The 19,042-nt window shown below is 67.4% G+C and carries 17 protein-coding genes; 10 read left to right on the top strand and 7 right to left on the bottom strand.

Features of this window, described 5'->3' with window-relative positions; translation table 11 throughout:
- Positions 1-29: 29 nt before the first annotated feature.
- Together pcaB and pcaC are read left to right on the top strand one after the other, a co-directional pair.
- Entirely contained in the window at positions 30-2,492 is a 2,463-nt protein-coding gene (gene pcaB, locus NRB20_RS38370) for a 3-carboxy-cis,cis-muconate cycloisomerase (RefSeq protein ID WP_319945328.1), read from the top strand.
- Positions 2,489-2,872, top strand: a complete 384-nt coding sequence (gene pcaC / locus NRB20_RS39360) for a 4-carboxymuconolactone decarboxylase (RefSeq protein ID WP_319945327.1) — start codon at positions 2,489-2,491, stop codon at positions 2,870-2,872. The genes pcaB and pcaC overlap by 4 nt, the downstream gene beginning before the upstream one ends.
- 7 nt (positions 2,873-2,879) lie before the next feature.
- Here the strand turns inward: pcaC and NRB20_RS24240 are convergent, their stop codons facing one another.
- Positions 2,880-3,623, bottom strand: a complete 744-nt coding sequence (locus NRB20_RS24240) for an SDR family oxidoreductase (RefSeq protein WP_153412881.1) — start codon at positions 3,621-3,623, stop codon at positions 2,880-2,882.
- Between the two features lie 149 nt (positions 3,624-3,772).
- Here NRB20_RS24240 and NRB20_RS24235 point away from each other — a divergent pair, with 149 nt between their 5' ends.
- Positions 3,773-4,345 carry a TetR/AcrR family transcriptional regulator gene (locus NRB20_RS24235; protein WP_227833836.1) on the top strand — a complete coding sequence of 191 codons (573 nt, stop codon included), beginning with the start codon at positions 3,773-3,775 and terminating at the stop codon, positions 4,343-4,345.
- Positions 4,346-4,614: 269 nt separating this feature from the next.
- Entirely contained in the window at positions 4,615-6,177 is a 1,563-nt protein-coding gene (locus NRB20_RS24230) for a mucoidy inhibitor MuiA family protein (protein WP_153412877.1), read from the top strand.
- On the opposite strand, the gene NRB20_RS24225 is transcribed toward NRB20_RS24230, so the two are convergent.
- On the bottom strand, positions 6,178-7,671 hold the full coding sequence (locus NRB20_RS24225) for an amidase (protein ID WP_153412875.1): 1,494 nt from the start codon (positions 7,669-7,671) through the stop codon (positions 6,178-6,180).
- A 1,182-nt stretch (positions 7,672-8,853) separates the two neighbouring features.
- Between NRB20_RS24225 and NRB20_RS24220 the strand changes: the two genes are divergently transcribed.
- The 5 genes from NRB20_RS24220 (at position 8,854) to NRB20_RS24200 (ending at position 14,101) form a co-directional block, all read left to right on the top strand.
- On the top strand, positions 8,854-10,095 hold the full coding sequence (locus NRB20_RS24220; protein WP_153412873.1) for a CoA transferase: 1,242 nt from the start codon (positions 8,854-8,856) through the stop codon (positions 10,093-10,095).
- Between the two features lie 157 nt (positions 10,096-10,252).
- Complete coding sequence (locus NRB20_RS24215) at positions 10,253-11,407, top strand: acyl-CoA dehydrogenase family protein (protein WP_319945368.1); 1,155 nt, start codon at positions 10,253-10,255, stop codon at positions 11,405-11,407.
- Positions 11,408-11,467: 60 nt separating this feature from the next.
- On the top strand, positions 11,468-12,214 hold the full coding sequence (fabG, locus tag NRB20_RS24210) for a 3-oxoacyl-ACP reductase FabG (RefSeq protein ID WP_153412871.1): 747 nt from the start codon (positions 11,468-11,470) through the stop codon (positions 12,212-12,214).
- Positions 12,214-13,083: an FAS1-like dehydratase domain-containing protein gene (locus NRB20_RS24205; RefSeq protein ID WP_153412869.1), complete on the top strand. Its 870-nt coding sequence runs from the start codon at positions 12,214-12,216 to the stop codon at positions 13,081-13,083. The genes fabG and NRB20_RS24205 overlap by 1 nt, the downstream gene beginning before the upstream one ends.
- Positions 13,084-13,198: 115 nt before the next feature.
- Entirely contained in the window at positions 13,199-14,101 is a 903-nt protein-coding gene (locus NRB20_RS24200) for an aminoglycoside phosphotransferase family protein (RefSeq protein ID WP_153412867.1), read from the top strand.
- Between the two features lie 60 nt (positions 14,102-14,161).
- Here NRB20_RS24200 and NRB20_RS24195 read toward each other — a convergent pair whose 3' ends face one another.
- The 4 genes from NRB20_RS24195 to NRB20_RS24180 form a co-directional block, all read right to left on the bottom strand.
- Positions 14,162-14,599, bottom strand: coding sequence for a hypothetical protein (locus tag NRB20_RS24195; RefSeq protein ID WP_153412866.1), 438 nt, complete (start codon positions 14,597-14,599; stop codon positions 14,162-14,164).
- A 2-nt stretch (positions 14,600-14,601) separates the two neighbouring features.
- Complete coding sequence (locus tag NRB20_RS24190) at positions 14,602-14,808, bottom strand: DUF397 domain-containing protein (protein WP_153412864.1); 207 nt, start codon at positions 14,806-14,808, stop codon at positions 14,602-14,604.
- Positions 14,798-15,772 (bottom strand): helix-turn-helix domain-containing protein, encoded by a 975-nt coding sequence (locus NRB20_RS24185; RefSeq protein WP_153412862.1) that lies wholly within the window; start codon positions 15,770-15,772, stop codon positions 14,798-14,800. Before NRB20_RS24185 ends, NRB20_RS24190 begins: the two co-directional genes overlap by 11 nt.
- Positions 15,773-16,148: 376 nt before the next feature.
- A complete protein-coding gene (locus tag NRB20_RS24180) occupies positions 16,149-17,045 on the bottom strand; it encodes a LysR family transcriptional regulator (RefSeq protein WP_153412860.1) in 897 nt (298 codons plus the stop codon).
- A 132-nt stretch (positions 17,046-17,177) separates the two neighbouring features.
- On the opposite strand from NRB20_RS24180, the gene NRB20_RS24175 reads away from it, so the two are divergent.
- Entirely contained in the window at positions 17,178-18,224 is a 1,047-nt protein-coding gene (locus tag NRB20_RS24175; RefSeq protein WP_319945326.1) for an alpha/beta fold hydrolase, read from the top strand.
- 17 nt (positions 18,225-18,241) lie between these two features.
- On the opposite strand, the gene NRB20_RS24170 is transcribed toward NRB20_RS24175, so the two are convergent.
- The gene (locus NRB20_RS24170; protein ID WP_153412856.1) at positions 18,242-19,012 is read right to left on the bottom strand and encodes an AAA family ATPase; all 771 of its coding nucleotides are present in this window, start codon (positions 19,010-19,012) and stop codon (positions 18,242-18,244) included.
- Positions 19,013-19,042 lie beyond the last annotated feature (30 nt).

Below are 19,042 nucleotides of genomic sequence, written 5' to 3'. Positions count from 1 at the left end.
GCCCACGAGCGCGGGAACAGGAGCTGACGGTGTCCGAACTCTTCGATCCGATTCTCGCGGCCGGGCCGGTGCAGGCGGCGGTCTCCGATGTGGCGTGGTTGCAGGCCATGTTGGATGCCGAGGCGGCGCTGGCGCGCGCGGAAGCCGAGGCGCGAGTGATACCCGCGAAACACGCGAAGCGGATCGCCGACGCCTGTGCCGCGGAATTCTACGATGCTGTCGAAATTGGTAGGGCTGCAACAGGTATCGGCAACCCGGTGGGACCGCTGGTGAAGGCGCTCACCGCTCGGGTGGCCGAATCGGATGCCGCCGCTGCCGGGTCGGTGCATCGAGGAGCGACGAGTCAGGACATTCTCGATACCGCCGCCATGCTCGTCGCGCGCACAGCACTGCGAGAACTGCTCGGGCAGTTGGAGTCCTGCGCGGACCGGCTGGCGCTGTTGGTCGCCGATCACGCGTGCACACCGCAGGTCGGGCGCTCGCTGTTGCAGCAGGCGGTACCGATCACCTTCGGATTCACCGCGGCGGGTTGGCTCTCGGCCATCGACAGCGCGTCGGAGCGAGTCAGCGAGGTCCGCGACCATCTGGCCGTCCAATTGGGCGGCGCGGCAGGAACTCTCGCCTCCCTCGACACCGCCGGACCCGACGTACTGGCCGCCTTCGCCCGGCACACCGGCCTGGCCGAGCCCGTCCTGCCCTGGCACACCGACCGCACCCGGATCGCCGACCTCACCGGGGCCTTGGCCACGACCTGCGGCACGGTCGCCAAGATCGCCCGGGACATCACGCTGCTGGCGCAGACCGAGGTCGGCGAGGTCGAGGAGGTCGCCGAGGGCATCGGCGGATCATCCACCATGCCGCACAAGCGCAACCCGATCGCCGCCGTCCTTGCCACGGCCGCGGCCGCGCAGGCCCCCGGACTCGCGGCGACCCTGTATTCCACTGCCGCACAGGAGTATCAACGCGCCGCCGGTTCCTGGCACGCCGAATGGCACCCCCTCACCGAACTGCTGCGCACCACCGGCACCGCCGTCCACTGGCTCGACACCAGCCTCACCCGGCTGCGACCACACCCCCGCCGAATGCGCGAGAACCTCACGGCCACAGGCGGACTCCTGATGGCCGAACGCATCACCACCGCCCTCACCCCCGCGATCGGACGCCTCGCCGCCCACGAGGCCGTCACCGAATGCGCCCGACGGCACACTGCCACGGGAGCCGACTTCACCCAACTCCTCACCGATCACCCTGTCCTGCAACAGCATCTGGACCGTCGCCGCATCCAGTCACTCCTCGCCCCCACCGGATATCTGGGCAGCGCAACGACATTCATAGATCGCGCCCTGGCTGCCCATCGCCGACGACCGGTCAATTCCCCGGCACGTGCCACCGACGAACACCGCCACGTCGATCACACAGCCGACACCGCCCGGCAACGCGGCATCTCCGCAACCACACCGGAGGTCGCCGACCGCATCCCAGTACGCCGGACAATTACCGACCAGCCCGGACCGCCAACGGAACCTGCCGAGATCTCCCACCGCGCCGATACCTCCACGCGGTCTAGCGAGGCGCATCACCGCAGCGATCCAGTGGCCGACCAGCCCGGACCGCCAACGCAACCTACCGAGATCTCCTACCGCGCCGATACCTCCACGCGCTCGAGCGAGGCGCATCACCACGGCGATCCAGTGACCGAACGGCCCGCAACCCCCCTCGATCCCGTCGCCGTCCACTACCGCACAGATGGCCCTGCCGACGGCGTGCCAATTCTGCTCGCGAACTCGATCGGCAGTGACTCGAGCATCTGGGACGACTACGTTAATCCATTGGTGGACAACGGTTTCTGCGTGATCCGACACGATATGCGCGGCCACGGCGACTCGCCGGTTCCGGCAGGCCCGTATCGAATCGAGGACCTGGGCGCAGACGCACTCGACCTGCTCGACCGTCTCGGCGCGGAGCAAGCACACATCGTCGGCATCTCGCTAGGCGGCATGCTGGGTCTGTGGCTCGCACGGCAGCATCCGACGCGAGTCCGGTCGCTGACGGTGTGCTGTAGTTCGGCCCACCCCGGGAACAGGCAGATGTGGATCGAACGCGCCGCCCAGGCCCGCGCCGACGGGATGGAGGCCATTGCCGACGGCAGCCTCACCCGCTGGTTCACTCCCGCCTGGCGCATGACCCACCCGCACCGCGCCCGCGCCCTGCGCGCCCTCACCGCCGACACTCCACCCGAGGGCTACGCCGCATGCTGCGAACTGCTGTCGGAATTCGATCTGACACCGGATCTTTCGGAGATCACCACCCCGACCCTGGTGATCTCCGGAGCCGACGACAACGCCCTGCCGCCCGAACACGGCAGGCTCATCGCCGACGGAATCCCACGGGCACGATTCGAAATCGTCGACAGGGCAGCACATCTGGGCACCGTGGAACAAGCCCCGCAGTTTCTGGAACTGATCCGCAACCACCTCCGGGAGAACTCGTGAACCTCGACAACGCCGGAAACACCGTCCGCCGCGAGGTGCTCGGCGACGAGCACGTCGACCGCGCCATCGCCCGCACCACCGAATTCACCCGCCCGTTCCAGGAGTACATCACCGAGGCCGCCTGGGGTGCGATCTGGACCCGTGCGGGCCTGGACCGTCGCACCCGCAGCGCGATCACCCTGGCCGTCCTCACCGCACTGGGCTGTGAGGGCGAGATCGCGATGCATGTGCACGGCGCACTGCGCAACGGCCTGACCCGCGAGGAGATCGCCGAGGTGCTGCTGCACACCGGCGTCTACGCGGGCGTGCCCAAGGCGAACGCGGCCTTCGCCATCGCCTCGGCGGCCCTGAACGACAGCGCCACAACCGAATCCGAGTAAGGAGACCTCAGCCGATGCCACCGTTGGCGTAGATGACCTGACCGTTCACCCAACGTCCGGGACCGGCGAGGAACGCGACGGATTCGGCGATGTCCTCGGGCGTGCCCAGCCGCTCCAGCGGCGGCGCGGCGGCCAGCCGATCGATCTGCTCCTCGGTCTTGCCGTCCAGGAACAGCGCGGTCGCGGTGGGACCCGGAGCCACCACGTTCACCGTGACGTCGCGGCCGCGCATCTCCCGCGCCAGGATCAAGGTCATGGCCTCGACCGCGCCCTTCGTCGCGGCGTAGGCGGCATAGGTCGGCGGCTGCAACCGCGTGATCGAGGTCGAGAAGTTGATCAGCGCGCCACCCGGCCGCAGCCTGCGCGCCGCGAGCTGCGAGACCACGAAGGTGCCGCGCACATTGACCCGATGCATCCGGTCGAACGCGTCCAGATCCATCTCCGCGACCGGTGCGAGCAGCATGATCCCGGCGGTGTTGACCACCACGTCGACCCCGCCGAACCGCTCCTGCACGGTATCGAACAGCTGCCCCATCTCGGCGGGATCCGCCACATCGCCCGGTAGCGCGATCGCGACACCGCCTGCGGCAGTGATGGATTCGACGACCTGGTCCGCCTTCGCCGCGCCGCCCGCGTAGTGCACGACGACCTTCATTCCGTCGGCGGCCAGCCGCTGCGCCGCCGCCCCACCGATCCCACCGGAACCGCCGGTCACGATGGCGACCCGTTCCGTTGCCTGCCCTGTAGTCATGGCCTTCTCCTTGGAGAGTATGTGAACATCTCGTACACTAATGAAATATGAACGAGTTGTCCATATACTTACAGGGGTTGCGGACCCACCTCAGCGGACCACACCCACAACAGTTCGGAGCACCCGTGCCACAACCCGACACACCCCGCCTGCCCCCCGGCCGCGGCCGCCGCCCCGCCCACGAGGTACGCAGCGCGACCCTGGCTGCGGCCTCGGATCTGCTGTTCTCCCAAGGCATTCGGAGCATCACCTTCGAGAAGGTCGCCGCCCGCGCCGGGGCCAGCAAGGTCACCCTCTACAAATGGTGGCCCTCCCCCGGAGCCCTGGCATTCGAGGCGTACTTCGCCGCCGTCGAGGACACCCTCGCCTTCTCCGACACCGGCGACATCCGCCGCGACCTGACCACGCAACTGCACGCGTTCGTCGACCTGCTGGACCGCAACGGCTCGGTCATCGCCGAGATCATCGGGGCCGCACAGACCGATCCCGGCCTGGCCGCCGCCCTGTCCGAGCAGTACATCCGCCCCCGCCGCAACCTCGCCGTCGAACGCCTCACCATCGCCCGCGCCGCCGGTCAGATCCGCCACACCGCCGACCTCGAAGCCATCGTCGACCAACTCTGGGGCGCGTGCTACCACCGCCTCCTACTCCCCACCGAACCCCTGACCATCGAGTTCGCAGATGCTCTGATCGCCAATCTGTTCCCCGGCATCGCGCCGTAGGCTCGAACCGGGCGACACCACCCGACAGCGGAACAGCGTGCGGGTCGACGCATCACAGATCGGGGATACGAACCCGACCGAGGGTCCACCAGTCGCAGTCGGCATCCTTCGCAGAGTCGGTCCGAATGCGACAGTTAACTGTAAAATCCACGGCCTCAAGGGATTTCGCACATCCCACCGAGGCGGCACGGAACGGACAACGACATCGCCCGCCGCTCACCGGGACGAAGCGGCAACCGATGAACTTCCGCACGCGGTAGCCTCGCGGCATGAGCATGGTGGATGCCCCGATCGTGGCGGTGACCGTGTATCCGGGGCAGGCGCGGATCACCCGGCGCACGACCGTCATCGTGGAGGCCGGGGAGCAGTCGGTGGAGGTCGGCGGGCTGCCGTTGGGGCTGGTCCGGGATTCGGTGCGGGTGAGTGGGCGGGGTGCGGCCGCGGTGCTGGGGGTCGATGTGGGGGTGCGGCGCCATCCGCGTTCGCCGGACGCGGTGGTCCGGGAACTCGAACAGCGTGCCGAGCAGATCCGGGCGCAACTCGCGGAACTCACCGATGCCCGCACGGTCGAGGACGGCCGGGCCGAACTGCTCAACAACCTCGGCCGACGCTCCGGCAGCGCCTTCGCCAAGGCCCTGGCGACGGGTGAGATCGAGCCGGATCGGGTTGCGGGACTGAGTGATTCGCTCGCACAGCAGCTCGGCGAGACACTCGCACGACAGCGCGAACTACAGCGTCGGCACGAACTCCGCACCGAGGATCTCGCCGCCGCCGAACGCGAACTGGCCGAACATCACCGCAAGCGCACCCCGGACCGACAGCAGGTCGCGGTGTCCCTGGACGTGCACGAAGCGGGTGAGCTGGAGCTCGAACTCTCCTACGTCGTCGACGACGCCCGCTGGATCTCCACCTACGACATCCGGCTGCGCGACGACCGCCTCACCCTCGGCTGGTACGCGGAGATCACCCAGAACACCGGCGAGGACTGGCCGCAGTGCGAACTGGCCCTCTCCACCGCCCGCCCGGCCGTCTCGGCGCGGCTGCCCGAACCCGAGCCCTGGTTCCTGGACCGCCTGCGCCCACCACCACCGCCGAATCCGATGGCTTACGGTGGCGCGCCGGATGCCGCGCCGTCCGCACCCGGAATGATGCCGCGCGCCAAGGTTTTACGCGCCGCCATGGCCGAACCTGCCCCGCCCGCAGTCGAACACGGCGCTGCGGCGACCACTTACCGTCCGCCGCAACGCATCGCGGTCCCCAGTGACGCGACCGCGCACCGCACCACCGTGGCCACGCTGGATCTGGATGCCACTCTCGATCACATCACCGCACCCGCGCAGAGCCAGGAAGTGTATCTGCGGGCGACCGCGGTGAACACCTCCGAGCACACGCTGCGCCCGGGCCGGGCCTCGGTGTTCCACGACTCCGAATTCGTCGGCACGACCGGACTCGAGATCTGGGCCCCGGGCGAGGAGATCGAGCTGAATCTCGGTGTGGACGAACGGATTCGGGCCGAACGCGAACTCGTGCGCCGCACCGCCGGAAAGGGTGTGATCGGCAGCGTGACCCGGCGCGAGGTCCGCTATCGCATCACCGTGGGCAACTACGGCCGCCGCGCCACCACCGTCACCGTGCTGGACCGGCTCCCGGTCTCGCGCGACGAGGGCATCACGGTCCGCGACATCACCTGCCGCCCCGATCCGGAGCAGCGCACCGACCTGGGCGAGGTGACCTGGCGGGTACCACTGGAACCCGAAGCGACAGCGGAGATTTCGCTCGGCTTCCGGGTCGACACCGCCAAGGGCGTCGAACTTCAGGGCTGGCGCGAGTAGCTACCCGAGAAGTCCGGCCTCGTCCGGGTGACGGTCGAACCACGGTCGCGCCGTTTCGATTTCGGCGGCGAGTTGCAGTAACAGGTACTCGCTGCCGGGCCGCCCGACGAACTGTGTACCCAGTGGCAGGCCACCGGCGGTCCAGTGCGTCGGCACACTCATCGCGGGGCGGCCGGTGATGTTGGCCAGCTGCGTGAAGGGCACCGCGGCCAGGTTCGCGGTGACCAGATCGCGATAGAATCCGGTGCGGGACAACACCTTCCCCACACCCAGCCGTAACAGCGGCGGCAACGCGGTATCGGCTATCGCCGGCGTGCGGTGCTGGCCGATGCGCAGCGGCGGCTCGGCCAGCGACGGCGTGAGCAACAGATCGTAGGTCTCGTGGAATTCGGCCAGCGCCCGCGTGTATCCGGTCCAACGCGCATGCGCGAGCAGCAGTTCCGGCGAGGACACCGCCCGCCCCACCGCCGCGAGCACCTGGGTGTCGATATCGAAATCGGCTGTGCTGGCACCGGTTTCGCGGCACGCCTCGGCGAGTTCCGCGGCACACCAGGCGGTCCACACCGTCATGAAGTCCATACCCAGACGCCGACCGTCGATCTCGGGCGCGGCCGGTTCCACGGTGTGCCCCAACGATTCCAGCAGCGCGGCGGCATCCTCGACCGCACGCACCGCCTCGGCATCCACCGCCGTCCCCTGCGGCGACGTGTGCGTGAACCCGATCCGCAAACGGCGCACCGGATCGGTCACCGCATCGAGATACGGCCGCTCGGCACGCGGTACCGCATAGGGCGCACCGGGATCCAAGGGACTGAGGATGTCGAACATCACCGCCGTATCACGCACGCTGCGCGACAGCACGCCCTCACTCACCGCCCCGAACAGCGGATCACCCAGCACCGGACCACTCGGAATCAACCCACGCCCGGCCTTGAGCCCGAACAACCCCGTGCAGGCCGCGGGAATCCGGATCGAACCGCCCCCGTCACTGGCACCCGCCACCGGCGCGATCCCCGCCGCCACCGCCGCGGCCGACCCACCCGACGACCCGCCGGGCGTGCGATCGGTATCCCACGGATTGCGGGTCGCACCGAACGTCCGCGTCTCGGTGATGCCCTTACTCCCGAATTCCGGCGTCGTGGTCTTCCCGAATATCACCAACCCCGCGTCCAGCCACCGCCGCACCGCGATGCTGTGCTCCCGCGCCGGCACCGACCGCAACGGCCCCGTCCCCGCCGAAGTCGGAAATCCGGCGTAATCCTGCGCCAGATCCTTGATCAGAAACGGCACCCCCGCCAGCGGCCCCGCCACCTCCCGCCGAGCCAACTCCTGCCCGTTCTCCTCCATCAGCAAACTCACCGCGTTGATCGCCGGATCAACCCGCGCACACCGCTCCACCGCCAACTCCAACAGCTCCCCCGCATGCACCTCCCCCCGAGCAACCAACCCCGCCAACCCCACCGCATCGTATGCCCGATATTCGTCGTACCGCATCACCATCTCCTCATCAGCGGCCCCCACCCCAAGGAACCCACCGCACAGTCTGCCCGCCCGCCCCGTCCCCCACCCAGTGGGCCGACCACAGCGACACGGCCCCCGCAGACTAACCGCCACTCCCACATCCGAGGCAGCAATCGAGCATCCCGAATCACAGCCACCATCGCCCCAACGCTGTCCCGCCCAGCAGAGACAGGGAACACGCAGGCAGAAGCAATATCAGCGACTTCCACCCCTAAGACGCCAACGCACACAGTGCCCTCATACGCCTCCGGCTGCGCCCGAGTGGCCACGGCTGCACCCGCAATCACAGCCCGCAACCGCCAACGCCCACAATCGAGACAGCAATCGGACGGCAGTATTTCGTCCGCCATCGACTCGACAGCCCGGCGAACGCTGGATCCCGCCCAGCGGAGACCAGGCACACGGAGGCAGCGGCGATATCGGCGGCTTCCGCCCGAGGAGACCAACGCGCACAGTGTTACCACTCCCCGGAGCGCGCCCGAGTGGCCCCACATGACGACGCCGCGACCGCAGCCTGACTACCAGCGCCTGGTGATCCGGGCGGCAATGGAGCATCACGCACCGCATCCGCCATCGACTCGCCCCACGCTGAATCCTGCCCTCTACCGCGTCTCGCCCGGCACTGCATCTCGCCTCACGCCGCATCTCGCCTCACGCTGCATCTCGCCTCACGCCGCGTCCCGCCGCACGCTGCATCTCGCCTCACACTGCGTCCCGCCCGACGCTGGGTCCCACCGCACGCTGCGTCCCGCCCCACGCTGGGGCCTGCTCCGCGCTGAATTCCGGGCGGTGGAGGCGAGGAACGCGGAGGTAGAGGCGATTTCCTTGAGTGGCGGGCGGGTGGCGGACAGGGTGCGTTCAGCGGGGTAGCCGTCCTTTTCGCCGAACACTTCCTCGGATTCGCACTGTCTGTCATGGGTCTGAGCGAATCCGCCGGAGCGCACACGGCGATGCTGATCGGTCCGGGTTCCACGCCGGAGCAGACGTGAGAAAAGGGCACTGCAACTCTCCGCGTCACCCGTTCAGGTCTCCCCGCAGCGCGTCTGCGACCTGCGGATTTCCGCGAGATGCATTGCCCTGCCGAGCAATTCGGCATAACATTCAGCAGCGAATGATCGTGTGCCTTCGCACAACCGGAATACCGGGGAGGTTGTATTGGTCACCGACGACCCCGCTCTACGCCCGTTGGCAGGTCTGCGCGTGCTGGAGTTCGCCAGTTTCGTCGCGGGGCCCTCGGGCGGGATGACGCTGGGGCAGCTCGGGGCCGATGTGATTCGGCTGGATCCGATCGGCGGGGCGGCCGATTACGGGCGGTGGCCGCTGTCGCAGCGCACGGGGCGCAGCCTGTACTGGACGGCGTTGAACAAGGGCAAGCGGTCGATCTCGATCGATGTGCGGTCGGCGGAGGGGCGTGAGCTGATCGTCGCGCTGGCCACCGCGCCGGGGCCCGACGCGGGCATCGTGGTGGACAACAATGTCGGGCGTTCGTGGCTGTCGTACGAGGCGTTGAGCAAGCGGCGCGCGGATCTGATCCAGGTGCACATCGACGGTTACGCCGATGGTCGCGCCGCGGTCGACTACACGGTGAATCCCGATGTGGGCGTGGCGAATATGACCGGTCCGGCCGATTCCGCGGCACCGGTCAACCATGTGCTGCCCGCCTGGGATCTGCTCGCCGGTATGACCGCGACGACCGGGCTGCTGGCCGCCCTGCACCGCCGCGCCCGCACGGGTGAGGGTGCGTTCCTGCGCATCGCCCTCGCCGACGTGGCGTACGCGTCGGTCGCGAATCTGGGCTGGCTGGCCGAGGCCGACGAGTTGGGCACCGCCCGGCCCCGGCACGGCAACCACGTCTACGGCAGTTTCGGCGTCGACTTCGAGACATCGGATCAGGCCCGGGTCATGGTGGTCGCGCTGACGGTCCGGCACTGGGACGCGCTGCGCACTGTCACCGACACCGGCAAGGTGTTCGACGCACTCGAGGAGACCCTCGGGGCGGATTTCCGGGCCGAGGCCGACCGCTACCGTTATCGCGAAATCATCACTGCCACACTGCGTCCGTGGTTCGCCGCCCGGCCGTTCGCCGAGGTCGATCGGGTGCTGAGCGAGGCCGGTGTGCTGTACAGCCGCTTCCGGACCGTGCACGAGGTGGTCACCGCGTATCGCGCCGAGGGCGGCCCGGAGATTCTCGGCGAGGTGGACCAGCCGGGTATCGGACCGGTGTTGTCGGCGCGGTCGCCGCTGCGTGCGGGCGCGGAGTACGGCGAGTACGCGACCGCACCGGATCTGGGCGAGCACACCGACGAGGTGCTGGCGCAGGTACTCGGGCTCGCCGACACCGAACTGGGCCGCCTGCACGATGCGGGCGTCATCGCGGGATCGGCGCGATCACACTGAGCGGCAAGCGAATTCGAGTACGGACCGGCCGATGCGACGCACCCGCGCGGATCGCACCTTCGGCACGTCCGGCCGGACCGCACCGCCGACGGCCGCCGCATTCGGATTTCTGTAAAGTTGCCAACCCGAGCGGAAGACGGTGAGCGCAGTGCCCGAAGTGGACCCCGAGGATTTCAGCGCGATTCTCGCCCAGGTACGTGAATTCATCCGGACCCGGGTCGTCCCGCGCGAGCAGGAGATCATGGCCGCCGACGCCATCCCCGCCGACCTGCGCAAACAGACCGCCGAGATGGGCTTGTTCGGATACGCCATCCCGCAGGAATGGGGCGGACTGGGCCTGGACCTGACGCAGGACGTCGAACTGGCCATGGAATTCGGCTACACCTCACTGGCGCTGCGATCGATGTTCGGCACCAACAACGGGATTGCCGGACAGGTGCTGGTCGGCTTCGGCACCGACGAACAGAAGCAACTGTGGCTCGAACGGATCGCCTCCGGCGCGGTGGTGGCCTCCTTCGCCCTCACCGAGCCGGGCGCGGGTTCGAATCCGGCGGGCCTGCGCACCAAGGCTTTTCGCGACGGCGACGACTGGGTGATCGACGGGCAGAAGCGGTTCATCACCAATGCCCCGCTCGCGGATCTGTTCGTGGTGTTCGCCCGCACCCGCCCGGCCGACGAATCCGGGCCGGGCATCGCGGTCTTCCTGGTCCCGGCCGACACGCCCGGCGTGCAGGTCGGAACCAAGGACCGCAAGATGGGTCAGGAGGGCGCGTGGACCTCCGACGTGGTGTTCTCCGATGTGCGGGTGCCCGCGAGCGCACTGGTCGGCGGCTCGGAGGAGGTCGGTTATCGCGCGGCGATGACCTCGCTGGCACGCGGCCGCGTACATATCGCGGCATTGGCGGTCGGCGCGGCACAGCGGGCCCTGGACGAATCGGTCGCCTACGCCGCGTCGGCGACGCAGGGCGGGCAGCCGATCGGCGAATTCCAGCTGGTGCAGGCGATGCTCGCCGATCAGCAGACCGGTGTGATGGCCGGACGGGCGCTGGTGCGCGAGACGGCGCGACGGTATGTCAGCGGCGAGGATCGACGTCTCGGCCCCTCGGCGGCCAAACTGTTCTGCACCGAAATGGCAGGCAAGACAGCCGATCTCGCGGTGCAGATCCACGGCGGCACCGGATATATGCGGGACGTTCCGGTCGAGCGGATCTACCGCGACGTGCGGCTGCTGCGCCTGTACGAGGGCACCAGCGAGATCCAGCGCCTGATCATCGGCGGCGGGCTGATCCGCGACGCCGGAAAACGCGCATGACCCGCGACGACCCGCCCCGCCCCTGACGACCTGCCCCGCATCCGAGAAACGGAGTTCGATATGCCCGGACCACTGCTGGAGAACAGGGTCGCCGTCGTCACCGGCGCGGCCCAGGGAATCGGCTATGCGATAGCGGAGCGGTTCCTCGCCGAGGGCGCGCGAATCGTGTTGGGCGACTTGGATTCCGACACCGTGACCAAGGCCGCCGCGGCGCTGGGCGGGCCCGACACCGCGATCGGCGTGCGCTGCGACGTCACGAACGCCGAGGACGTCGACGCGCTGCTGCAAGCCGCGCTGGACACCTACGGCGGCCTCGACGTCATGGTCAACAACGCCGGCATCACCCGCGACGCGACCATGCGCACCATGACCGAGGACCAGTTCGACCAGGTGATCTCGGTGCATCTCAAGGGCACCTGGAACGGCACCCGCAAGGCCGCGGCCATCATGCGCGAACGCAAGCGCGGCGCGATCGTGAACCTGTCCTCGCTGTCGGGCAAGGTCGGCATGATCGGCCAGACGAACTATTCCGCGGCCAAGGCCGGAATCGTCGGACTGTCCAAGGCGGCCGCGAAAGAGGTTGCGCACCATGGTGTTCGGATCAACGCGATCCAGCCCGGCCTGATCCGCACCGCCATGACCGAGGCGATGCCGGAGAAGGCGTGGGCCGGGAAGATGGCCGAGATCCCGATGGGCCGCGCGGGCGAGGTGGACGAGATCGCTTCGGTGGCACTGTTTCTCGCCTCCGACCTGTCCTCGTATATGACCGGCACCGTACTCGAGGTCACCGGCGGAAGGCTCATGTGATGGCCGAATGGGAACCGCACACCGTCACCACGGTCGAGACGATCGATCCGGGCCCGGTCACCGCGCTGGCCTCCCTGTTCGACGACGGCCTGCCCGCGCCCGGTCCCGGTGACGAGCTGCCGCCGATGTGGCACTGGGTCGCGCTGCCGCGCTGGCCCGTCTCCGGCGAGATCAGCTCGGACGGGCATCCCGCCAAGGGCACCTTCCTGCCGCCGATCGATCTACCTCGGCGCATGTTCGCCGGTGGAGAAGTGCACTGGCACAGCGATATTCGCGTTGGCGAGACAATCCGCCGCATCGCCCGCGTCGACTCGGTGACCGAAAAGTCCGGCCGCTCGGGCAAACTCGTCGTGGTGGTGGTCTCCATCCGCCTCTACCGCGACGACGGCGAACTCGCCCTCACCGAACGCCAAGACCTCATCTACCGCGAAGCCGGAACCCCCGGCACCACCGAGGCCCCCGTAGCCGACGCCGCGGCCCTCACCCCCGTCGGCGCTCCCCTACACCGAACAGCCGAAACCACTTGGGATTTCGCCACCGATCCCACCCTTCTCATGCGCTTCTCCGCGGCCACCGCCAACCCCCACCGCATCCACTACGACTGGCCCTACGCCACCCGCGTCGAGGGCTACCCCGCCCTCGTCGTCCACGGCCCCCTCATCACCCTCGCCGCCACCGAAGTCCACCGCCTCGCCCCCTGGCCCGGCCGCCCGGTCCGCCTCACCCATCGCAACCGCGCTCCCCTGTTCTGCGCCCAACCCGCCCAATTTCAGGCCCACCCCGAAAAGAACAGCGTCACAATCGATCTGCTCGGCCCCGGTACCGATCCCACAAGCCCGAACGCAACCATCCAGATCGATCTCCGCTGAGCCCGAACCATCTCGCCCAATACCGACACGCGAACGACGACACACTGTGATTGCTGCGGCTGCGAACTCAACGACGCTCATGGCTACGGCGTCCCAGGGCACGTAGGGTCGTGGAATGATCGAAGTCCCAGAGGAATTCGTTCGGATCAAGTCCGAGAACGAGGGTGAGCGGGGCCGGGGTTGGGTGGCGACGCTGCCGGGGTTGGTGGACGAGTTGCTGGAGAAGTGGGCGTGCGTGCCTGCGGGGGCGGTGATGTACGGGCAGGTCGGGATTGTCGTGCCGGTGCGGCGCCGGGACGGGTCGGACGCGGTGATCAAGGTGTCGTTTCCGCATCCGGTGAATGTGTACGATCCGGATGCGTATGCGGCCTGGGGCGGCAACGGTGCGACTCGGCTGTTCGCGCGGGACGACGAAAAATTCGCCATGCTGCTCGAGCAAGCATCGCAACGTACCCTCGCCACAGTCACCGATCATGAACAGGCCCTTGCCATTCAAGGCCGACTCACCCGCCGCCTGTCGGTACCGGCCCCACCCGGACTCCCGCGACTGTCCGACCGCACCGCTCTCTGGCAGCACGAGATACTCACCACCGCACAATCTTTCGGCAACCCGATCCCCACTGACGTACTCGAGTCCGTCATCACCACCCTGCGCGAACTCGGCCCCGACCAACCCGACCTACTGGTCCACGGCGACCTACACGACGCCAACATCCTGGCCGCCGACCGCGAACCCTGGCTCGCGATCGACCCCAAAACCTGGGTAGGCGACCCCGCCCACGACGCCCTCAACGTCATCCGCAGCCCCCGCTACCTCGCCGAACTCACCTCCCCGAACCTCCGCGCCCCCATCCTGCACCACCTCCACATCTATTGCGACGCAGCCGAACTCGACTTCAACCACACCCGCCGCTGGACCCAACTGGGAGCCGTCCGCGAGGCAATGTGGGGCTACCGCCACGGCGAACCAAACTGGCTCATCCAAGCCACCATCCGCCTCGCCGAAGCCCTCGCCTGAACCTCGATCCAGCGCGAGTTCCCGCTGCCGCACTTTCACAGCGAACGCTCTTCTACCGCATCAGCATTCGGCGCGGATGAACACGCGGCGGGTGTTCTCGCCGCTGTTGTGGACGACCACCCACCGCGCTGGGTAGCCGGGCGGGGGTGAGTGCTCGTTGCCGCTGTTCTGTTGGAGCACCGAGGACTCTTCGAGACCGCGCCAATACTTCTGTCGCCAGTCCGCGGGGACTCCCGGCTCGAAACTGCCCAGCTCGGAACGGGATTCGAACTCCGATAGCTCTCCTACGGGCATATCGACCACCACTTCCCAAGTTTGCGAGCGGAAGTGGCTGTCATCGATGTGGGAGATCAACTTCGCGGTGCCGGGGATGGCGAAACGACCACACGTCGACACGCTCTTCAGAATCGCCGATGGTGAAGCCTCGCAACCGATTAGCGATACGACGAGGAGGCACAACCCGGCCGCTCCGAAGCAACGGATATGCATCCCCGCCATGGTCAGGAGTGGTTGAGATCGCCGTCCTGTGTGGACGCGATGAAGGCGTCCCAGTCGGCGGGTGCGAAAGTCAGTGCTGGGCCGGTCGGGGTCTTCGAGTCTCGGATGCCGACCCTGCCCTGCTCGAGCCACGCCACCTCGACACAGTTCGCGCTGGTCTCGCTGTGTGTGCTCTTGAACCACTTCGTTGTTGATAGATCATCGTTCATTGCGCTCGTGCTCCTTCGCCACCTGCCGCAACAGGATTCTGCTTTCCACCTCACCCAGGCAAGTAGCTTGGATGGCCGCAGCAAGTTCACGATACCGTCGTATCTCGTCTGGTTTCTCGATATAGACATCCGGTGCAGCACCGCCATCGATGAAAACCACTGGAGGCTCGACGGGCTCGCCCATCGGATTGCGGTCGAAGTCCATGATCATGAACGAGCTGTGCGGGATTCCCCACGTCTGACCGGCACTGAACGGCTGGATCCGGATCGTGATGTTCGGCCGCTTGGACCGCTCGGCCAATTCACGCAGTGCCGCAGACATCGTGCGCGATCCGCCGACTACACGGTAGAGAGCCGAAATATGCAGTACCGCATCCAATTCGATCGGGCTGGTCCTGCGCATGATCAGCGCCTGCCGCTTCATTCGGAACTCCACGCGACGATCGATTTCCTCCTTGCTGGAGAACAAGGGAGACGCGCCGATAACCGCTCGCGCATAGTCCGCAGTCTGCAAAAGCCCTGGGATGCACTGCTCTTGGCAGGTCGTCAATCGCCGCGCCGCAGACTCCAGCCCGAGATACATATTGAACGCACTGCTGAACATCCCACCGTAGATGTGGTGCCAACTGTTCGCCCGCGCCTGTGCAGCGAGATCGACTGCGGCATCGGTCTCTTCGGGACTCACGTCGTACAACGCGCACAACGCCTGGACAACTGGCTGACTGATCTTCTGCACCTGCCCGGTCTCGATACGCTGCAACACAGCCCTGGACAGGTCAGCTTGCTTCGCCGCGCGGGCGATCGTGAATCCGGTGGCATCCCGACTATCGCGCAGGAACCGTCCGAGCTGACGCCGCGGAAGCGTCGACGCGGGACCGCCGTCGTCGGCGAGATCCGCACTGTCGGCCACGTTTTCGCTGCTCATCCTGTCTTCGGTATTGGCCGTGTCCTCGGTGTTGGTCACAGGATCCTCCTGAAAATCGAGTAACGCCGAATGGGAAATGGAGCCGGTTCGACTCCGAAAGCGAGTTCTTTCCTGGCACTTCCCGGCAATCGCAGCAGAGTTCTCATTCCTGCCGATCCCGATTGAGAACCGATGCTGTGCTGACACCAGCACCCGACACCGCCGACCCACCGAATCGAGCCGCGATGCCCCGAACAATTCACACCGAAACCCCAGATCGCAATGCGCTCTCTACCAGCGCATACCTGGTTCGTCCGGTGCGGCGATACCCGACTATAACCGAATCATGTTGCAATAATCCATAATTCGAGAACTGGAACGTTCCACTATGTTCGACACAATCCGACCAACCGAAATGCGAACTGCCGCCGAAACATCAATCCTGCTGTCGGGCAGCAGCATCGAGCAGAGTATCCGCCAGACGTGTTGCGGCCGGTGTCATCTGGTCGGGAGGCGGGGCGGCCAGGTAGACGCGCCAGAGGATCTGGTCGGTGAGTTCGACCGGCCGGAGCGAGGGGAAGCGGCGGGCCTCGGACAAGGGCATGAATGCGGTGCCGAGGCCGTTGGCGACGAGTTCGGCGATGGCGGCGTATCCGGCGGGGACCTCGTATCGGGTCTGCGGGCGCGCACCGGCGACGTGGAATGCCTCGTCCATCAGGCGGCGCAGGCCGAATTCCGGTGGGAAGCCGACGAGTTCCTCCTCGGCGAGTCCGGCCACGTCGAGGCGGGCGCGGTCGGCGAGGGGGTGGTCGGGGCGGCAGACGAAGACCATCGGCTCCTCGAACAGCAGGCGTAGATCCAGTTGCGGCGGAAAACGATTCGGCTTCGAGACCAGGGCCAGATCCAGCGAACCCTCCACCAGCGCGGACAGGTAGGCCGAGGCACCGGCCTGGCTCAGCCGCAACCGCAGCCGCACGAACGGATGCGCCCGATGGAATTCGCCGAGCGCACCCGCCACATCCAACGGCCCGTACGAGATGAGCGCCCCGAAATCGACTGTGCCGGATAATGTTCCACGGAACTCCACCACCGATTCCGCGGCCGCGCGAGTCGCCCGCAACACCTCGTAGGCGTGCCCCCGGAAACGCTCCCCCGCCGCGGTGAGCCGGATCTGCTGCCGCGACCGATCGAACAGCCGCACCCCCAATTCCCGCTCGAGCTTCGCGATCGACGCCGACAGCGCCGACTGCACCACATGCGCACGCTCGGTGGCGCGCGAGAAGCTCATCTCCTCCGCAACCGCGAGGAAGTGCTCGACCTGCCGTAACTCCATCAGCTCAGGTTATCAATTCGATTGATGACTCGGATCAGACGCAATCGTTGGACTCGATCACGCCAGGTGGGGTGTGATGAGTTCCAACAGCGCCGACCACGGCGCACCCACCACCCGGAAGGAAGATCGACCGTGACCGGTTTCAGCCGAAGGGATTTCGCCCGCTTCACCAGTGTCGCGGCGGGCACGGCAGCGCTGGTGGCCTGCGGAACCTCCGCCCGGCACAGCGGCGCCACCCCCACCGCCACCGGTACGGCCCCGGCCGCGCCGCAGCACACGCTCGGCCCGATCAAGCAGGTGAACGCCGGGGTCCTGAACATCGGTTATGCGGAGGCGGGTCCGGCCGACGGCACACCGGTCATCCTGCTGCACGGCTGGCCGTACGACATCCACGCGTACGCCGACGTCTCGGCCCTGCTGGCCGCACAGGGCATGCGGGTGATCGTCCCGTATCTGCGCGGCTACGGCTCCACCCGGTTCCTGTCCCCGACCGCGATGCGCAACGGCCAGCAGGCAGCGGTCGCCCGCGACGTCATCGCCCTGATGGACGCGCTGAACATCCCGTCCGCGATCCTCGGCGGCTACGACTGGGGCGCTCGCACCGCCGATATCGTGGCCGCCCTCTGGCCGCAGCGCTGCACGGCACTGGTCGCGGTCAGCGGCTATCTCATCACCAATGTCGCCGCCCAGGCCGAACCACTCCCGCCCACAGCCGAATACGGCTGGTGGTACCAGTACTACTTCAGCACCCAGCGTGGCGAACTCGGATATCGCAAGTACACCAAGGACTTCAACCGCCAGATCTGGCAAATCGCCTCCCCCGATTGGCATTTCGCCGACTCCACCTACGATCTGACCGCCGCCTCCTTCGACAACCCCGACCACGTCGACATCGTCATCCACAACTACCGCTGGCGCTTGGGCCTGGCCCCCGGCGAGCCCCAGTACGACGACGACGAACGCCGCCTGGCCGCCAAACCCGTCATCACCGTCCCCACCATCACCCTCAGCAGCGATTTCGACGGCCCCGCCAAGTCAGGCACCGCCTACCGGCCCCTCTTCACCGGCCCCTACGACCACCGCGTCCTCAACGGCATCGGCCACAACGTCCCCCAGGAAGCCCCCACCGAATTCGCCACGGCCATAACCGATGTCGCCAAGCTGAGCGCCCACCGCTGACGGCCGGACCTGCGAAATCACATGAGGTGGCGTAGGTACCGGTTCGGATCCGCTAGGAAATCCCTGGTCAACCGGACCGGCAGGGCGTTGTCGTAGGAGACGGCGCCGATCGTCCCGTCCTCGGCGAACTCGTAGATGGTGGCACCGGGTAACGCCAGCAGAATCGGCGAGTGGGTGGCCACGACGATCTGACACCGCTGGTCGACGAGTTCGGCCAGGCGGGTCAGGACGGCCAGGCACCCTTGCGGCGACAGCGCGGCCTCGGGCTCGTCCAGCAGGTACAGCCCGCGCGGGTGGAAGCGGTGCACCATCAGGTCCACGAAGGATTCACCGTGCGAACGATGGTGCGGCGACACCCCGCCGAACGCCGCCACCTGCACCGGCCCGAGCCGCTCGGTCTCGGTGGCCACGTTGTAGTACGTCTCGGCGCGCAGGAAGAACCGGGTCCGCGGCTTGTCGAGACCCCATCTGAGCGTCAGGTGCTGCCCCAGCGAGGATTCGGTGGATCGGGTCGCGAACCGGTAGTTCTGGCTCCCTCCTTCGGGGTTCATACCCGCAGCGACGGCGATCGCCTCGAGCACCGTCGATTTGCCACTTCCGTTCTCCCCCACCAGGAATGTGACGCCTCCCGACAGCGACAGCGGTCCGTGCCGCGCCAGGTAACGCACCGCGGGCAGACTGAACGGATATCGACCGGGGTCCGGCACGGCCGCGATCCGAACGTCACGGATATAGCCGTTCGTGACCGGGGATACGCCCTCGCTCGGCCGGTCGGCGTCGTGGTTCATCGCTTTCGCAGCCTACCGACGCACGGCGGG

It is taken from the genome of Nocardia macrotermitis (genome assembly GCF_009604405.1).
Classification (GTDB): Bacteria; Actinomycetota; Actinomycetes; order Mycobacteriales; family Mycobacteriaceae; genus Nocardia; species Nocardia macrotermitis.
Note: the sequence above shows the minus strand (reverse complement) of the source record. Positions and strands in the feature narration are given on the sequence as shown.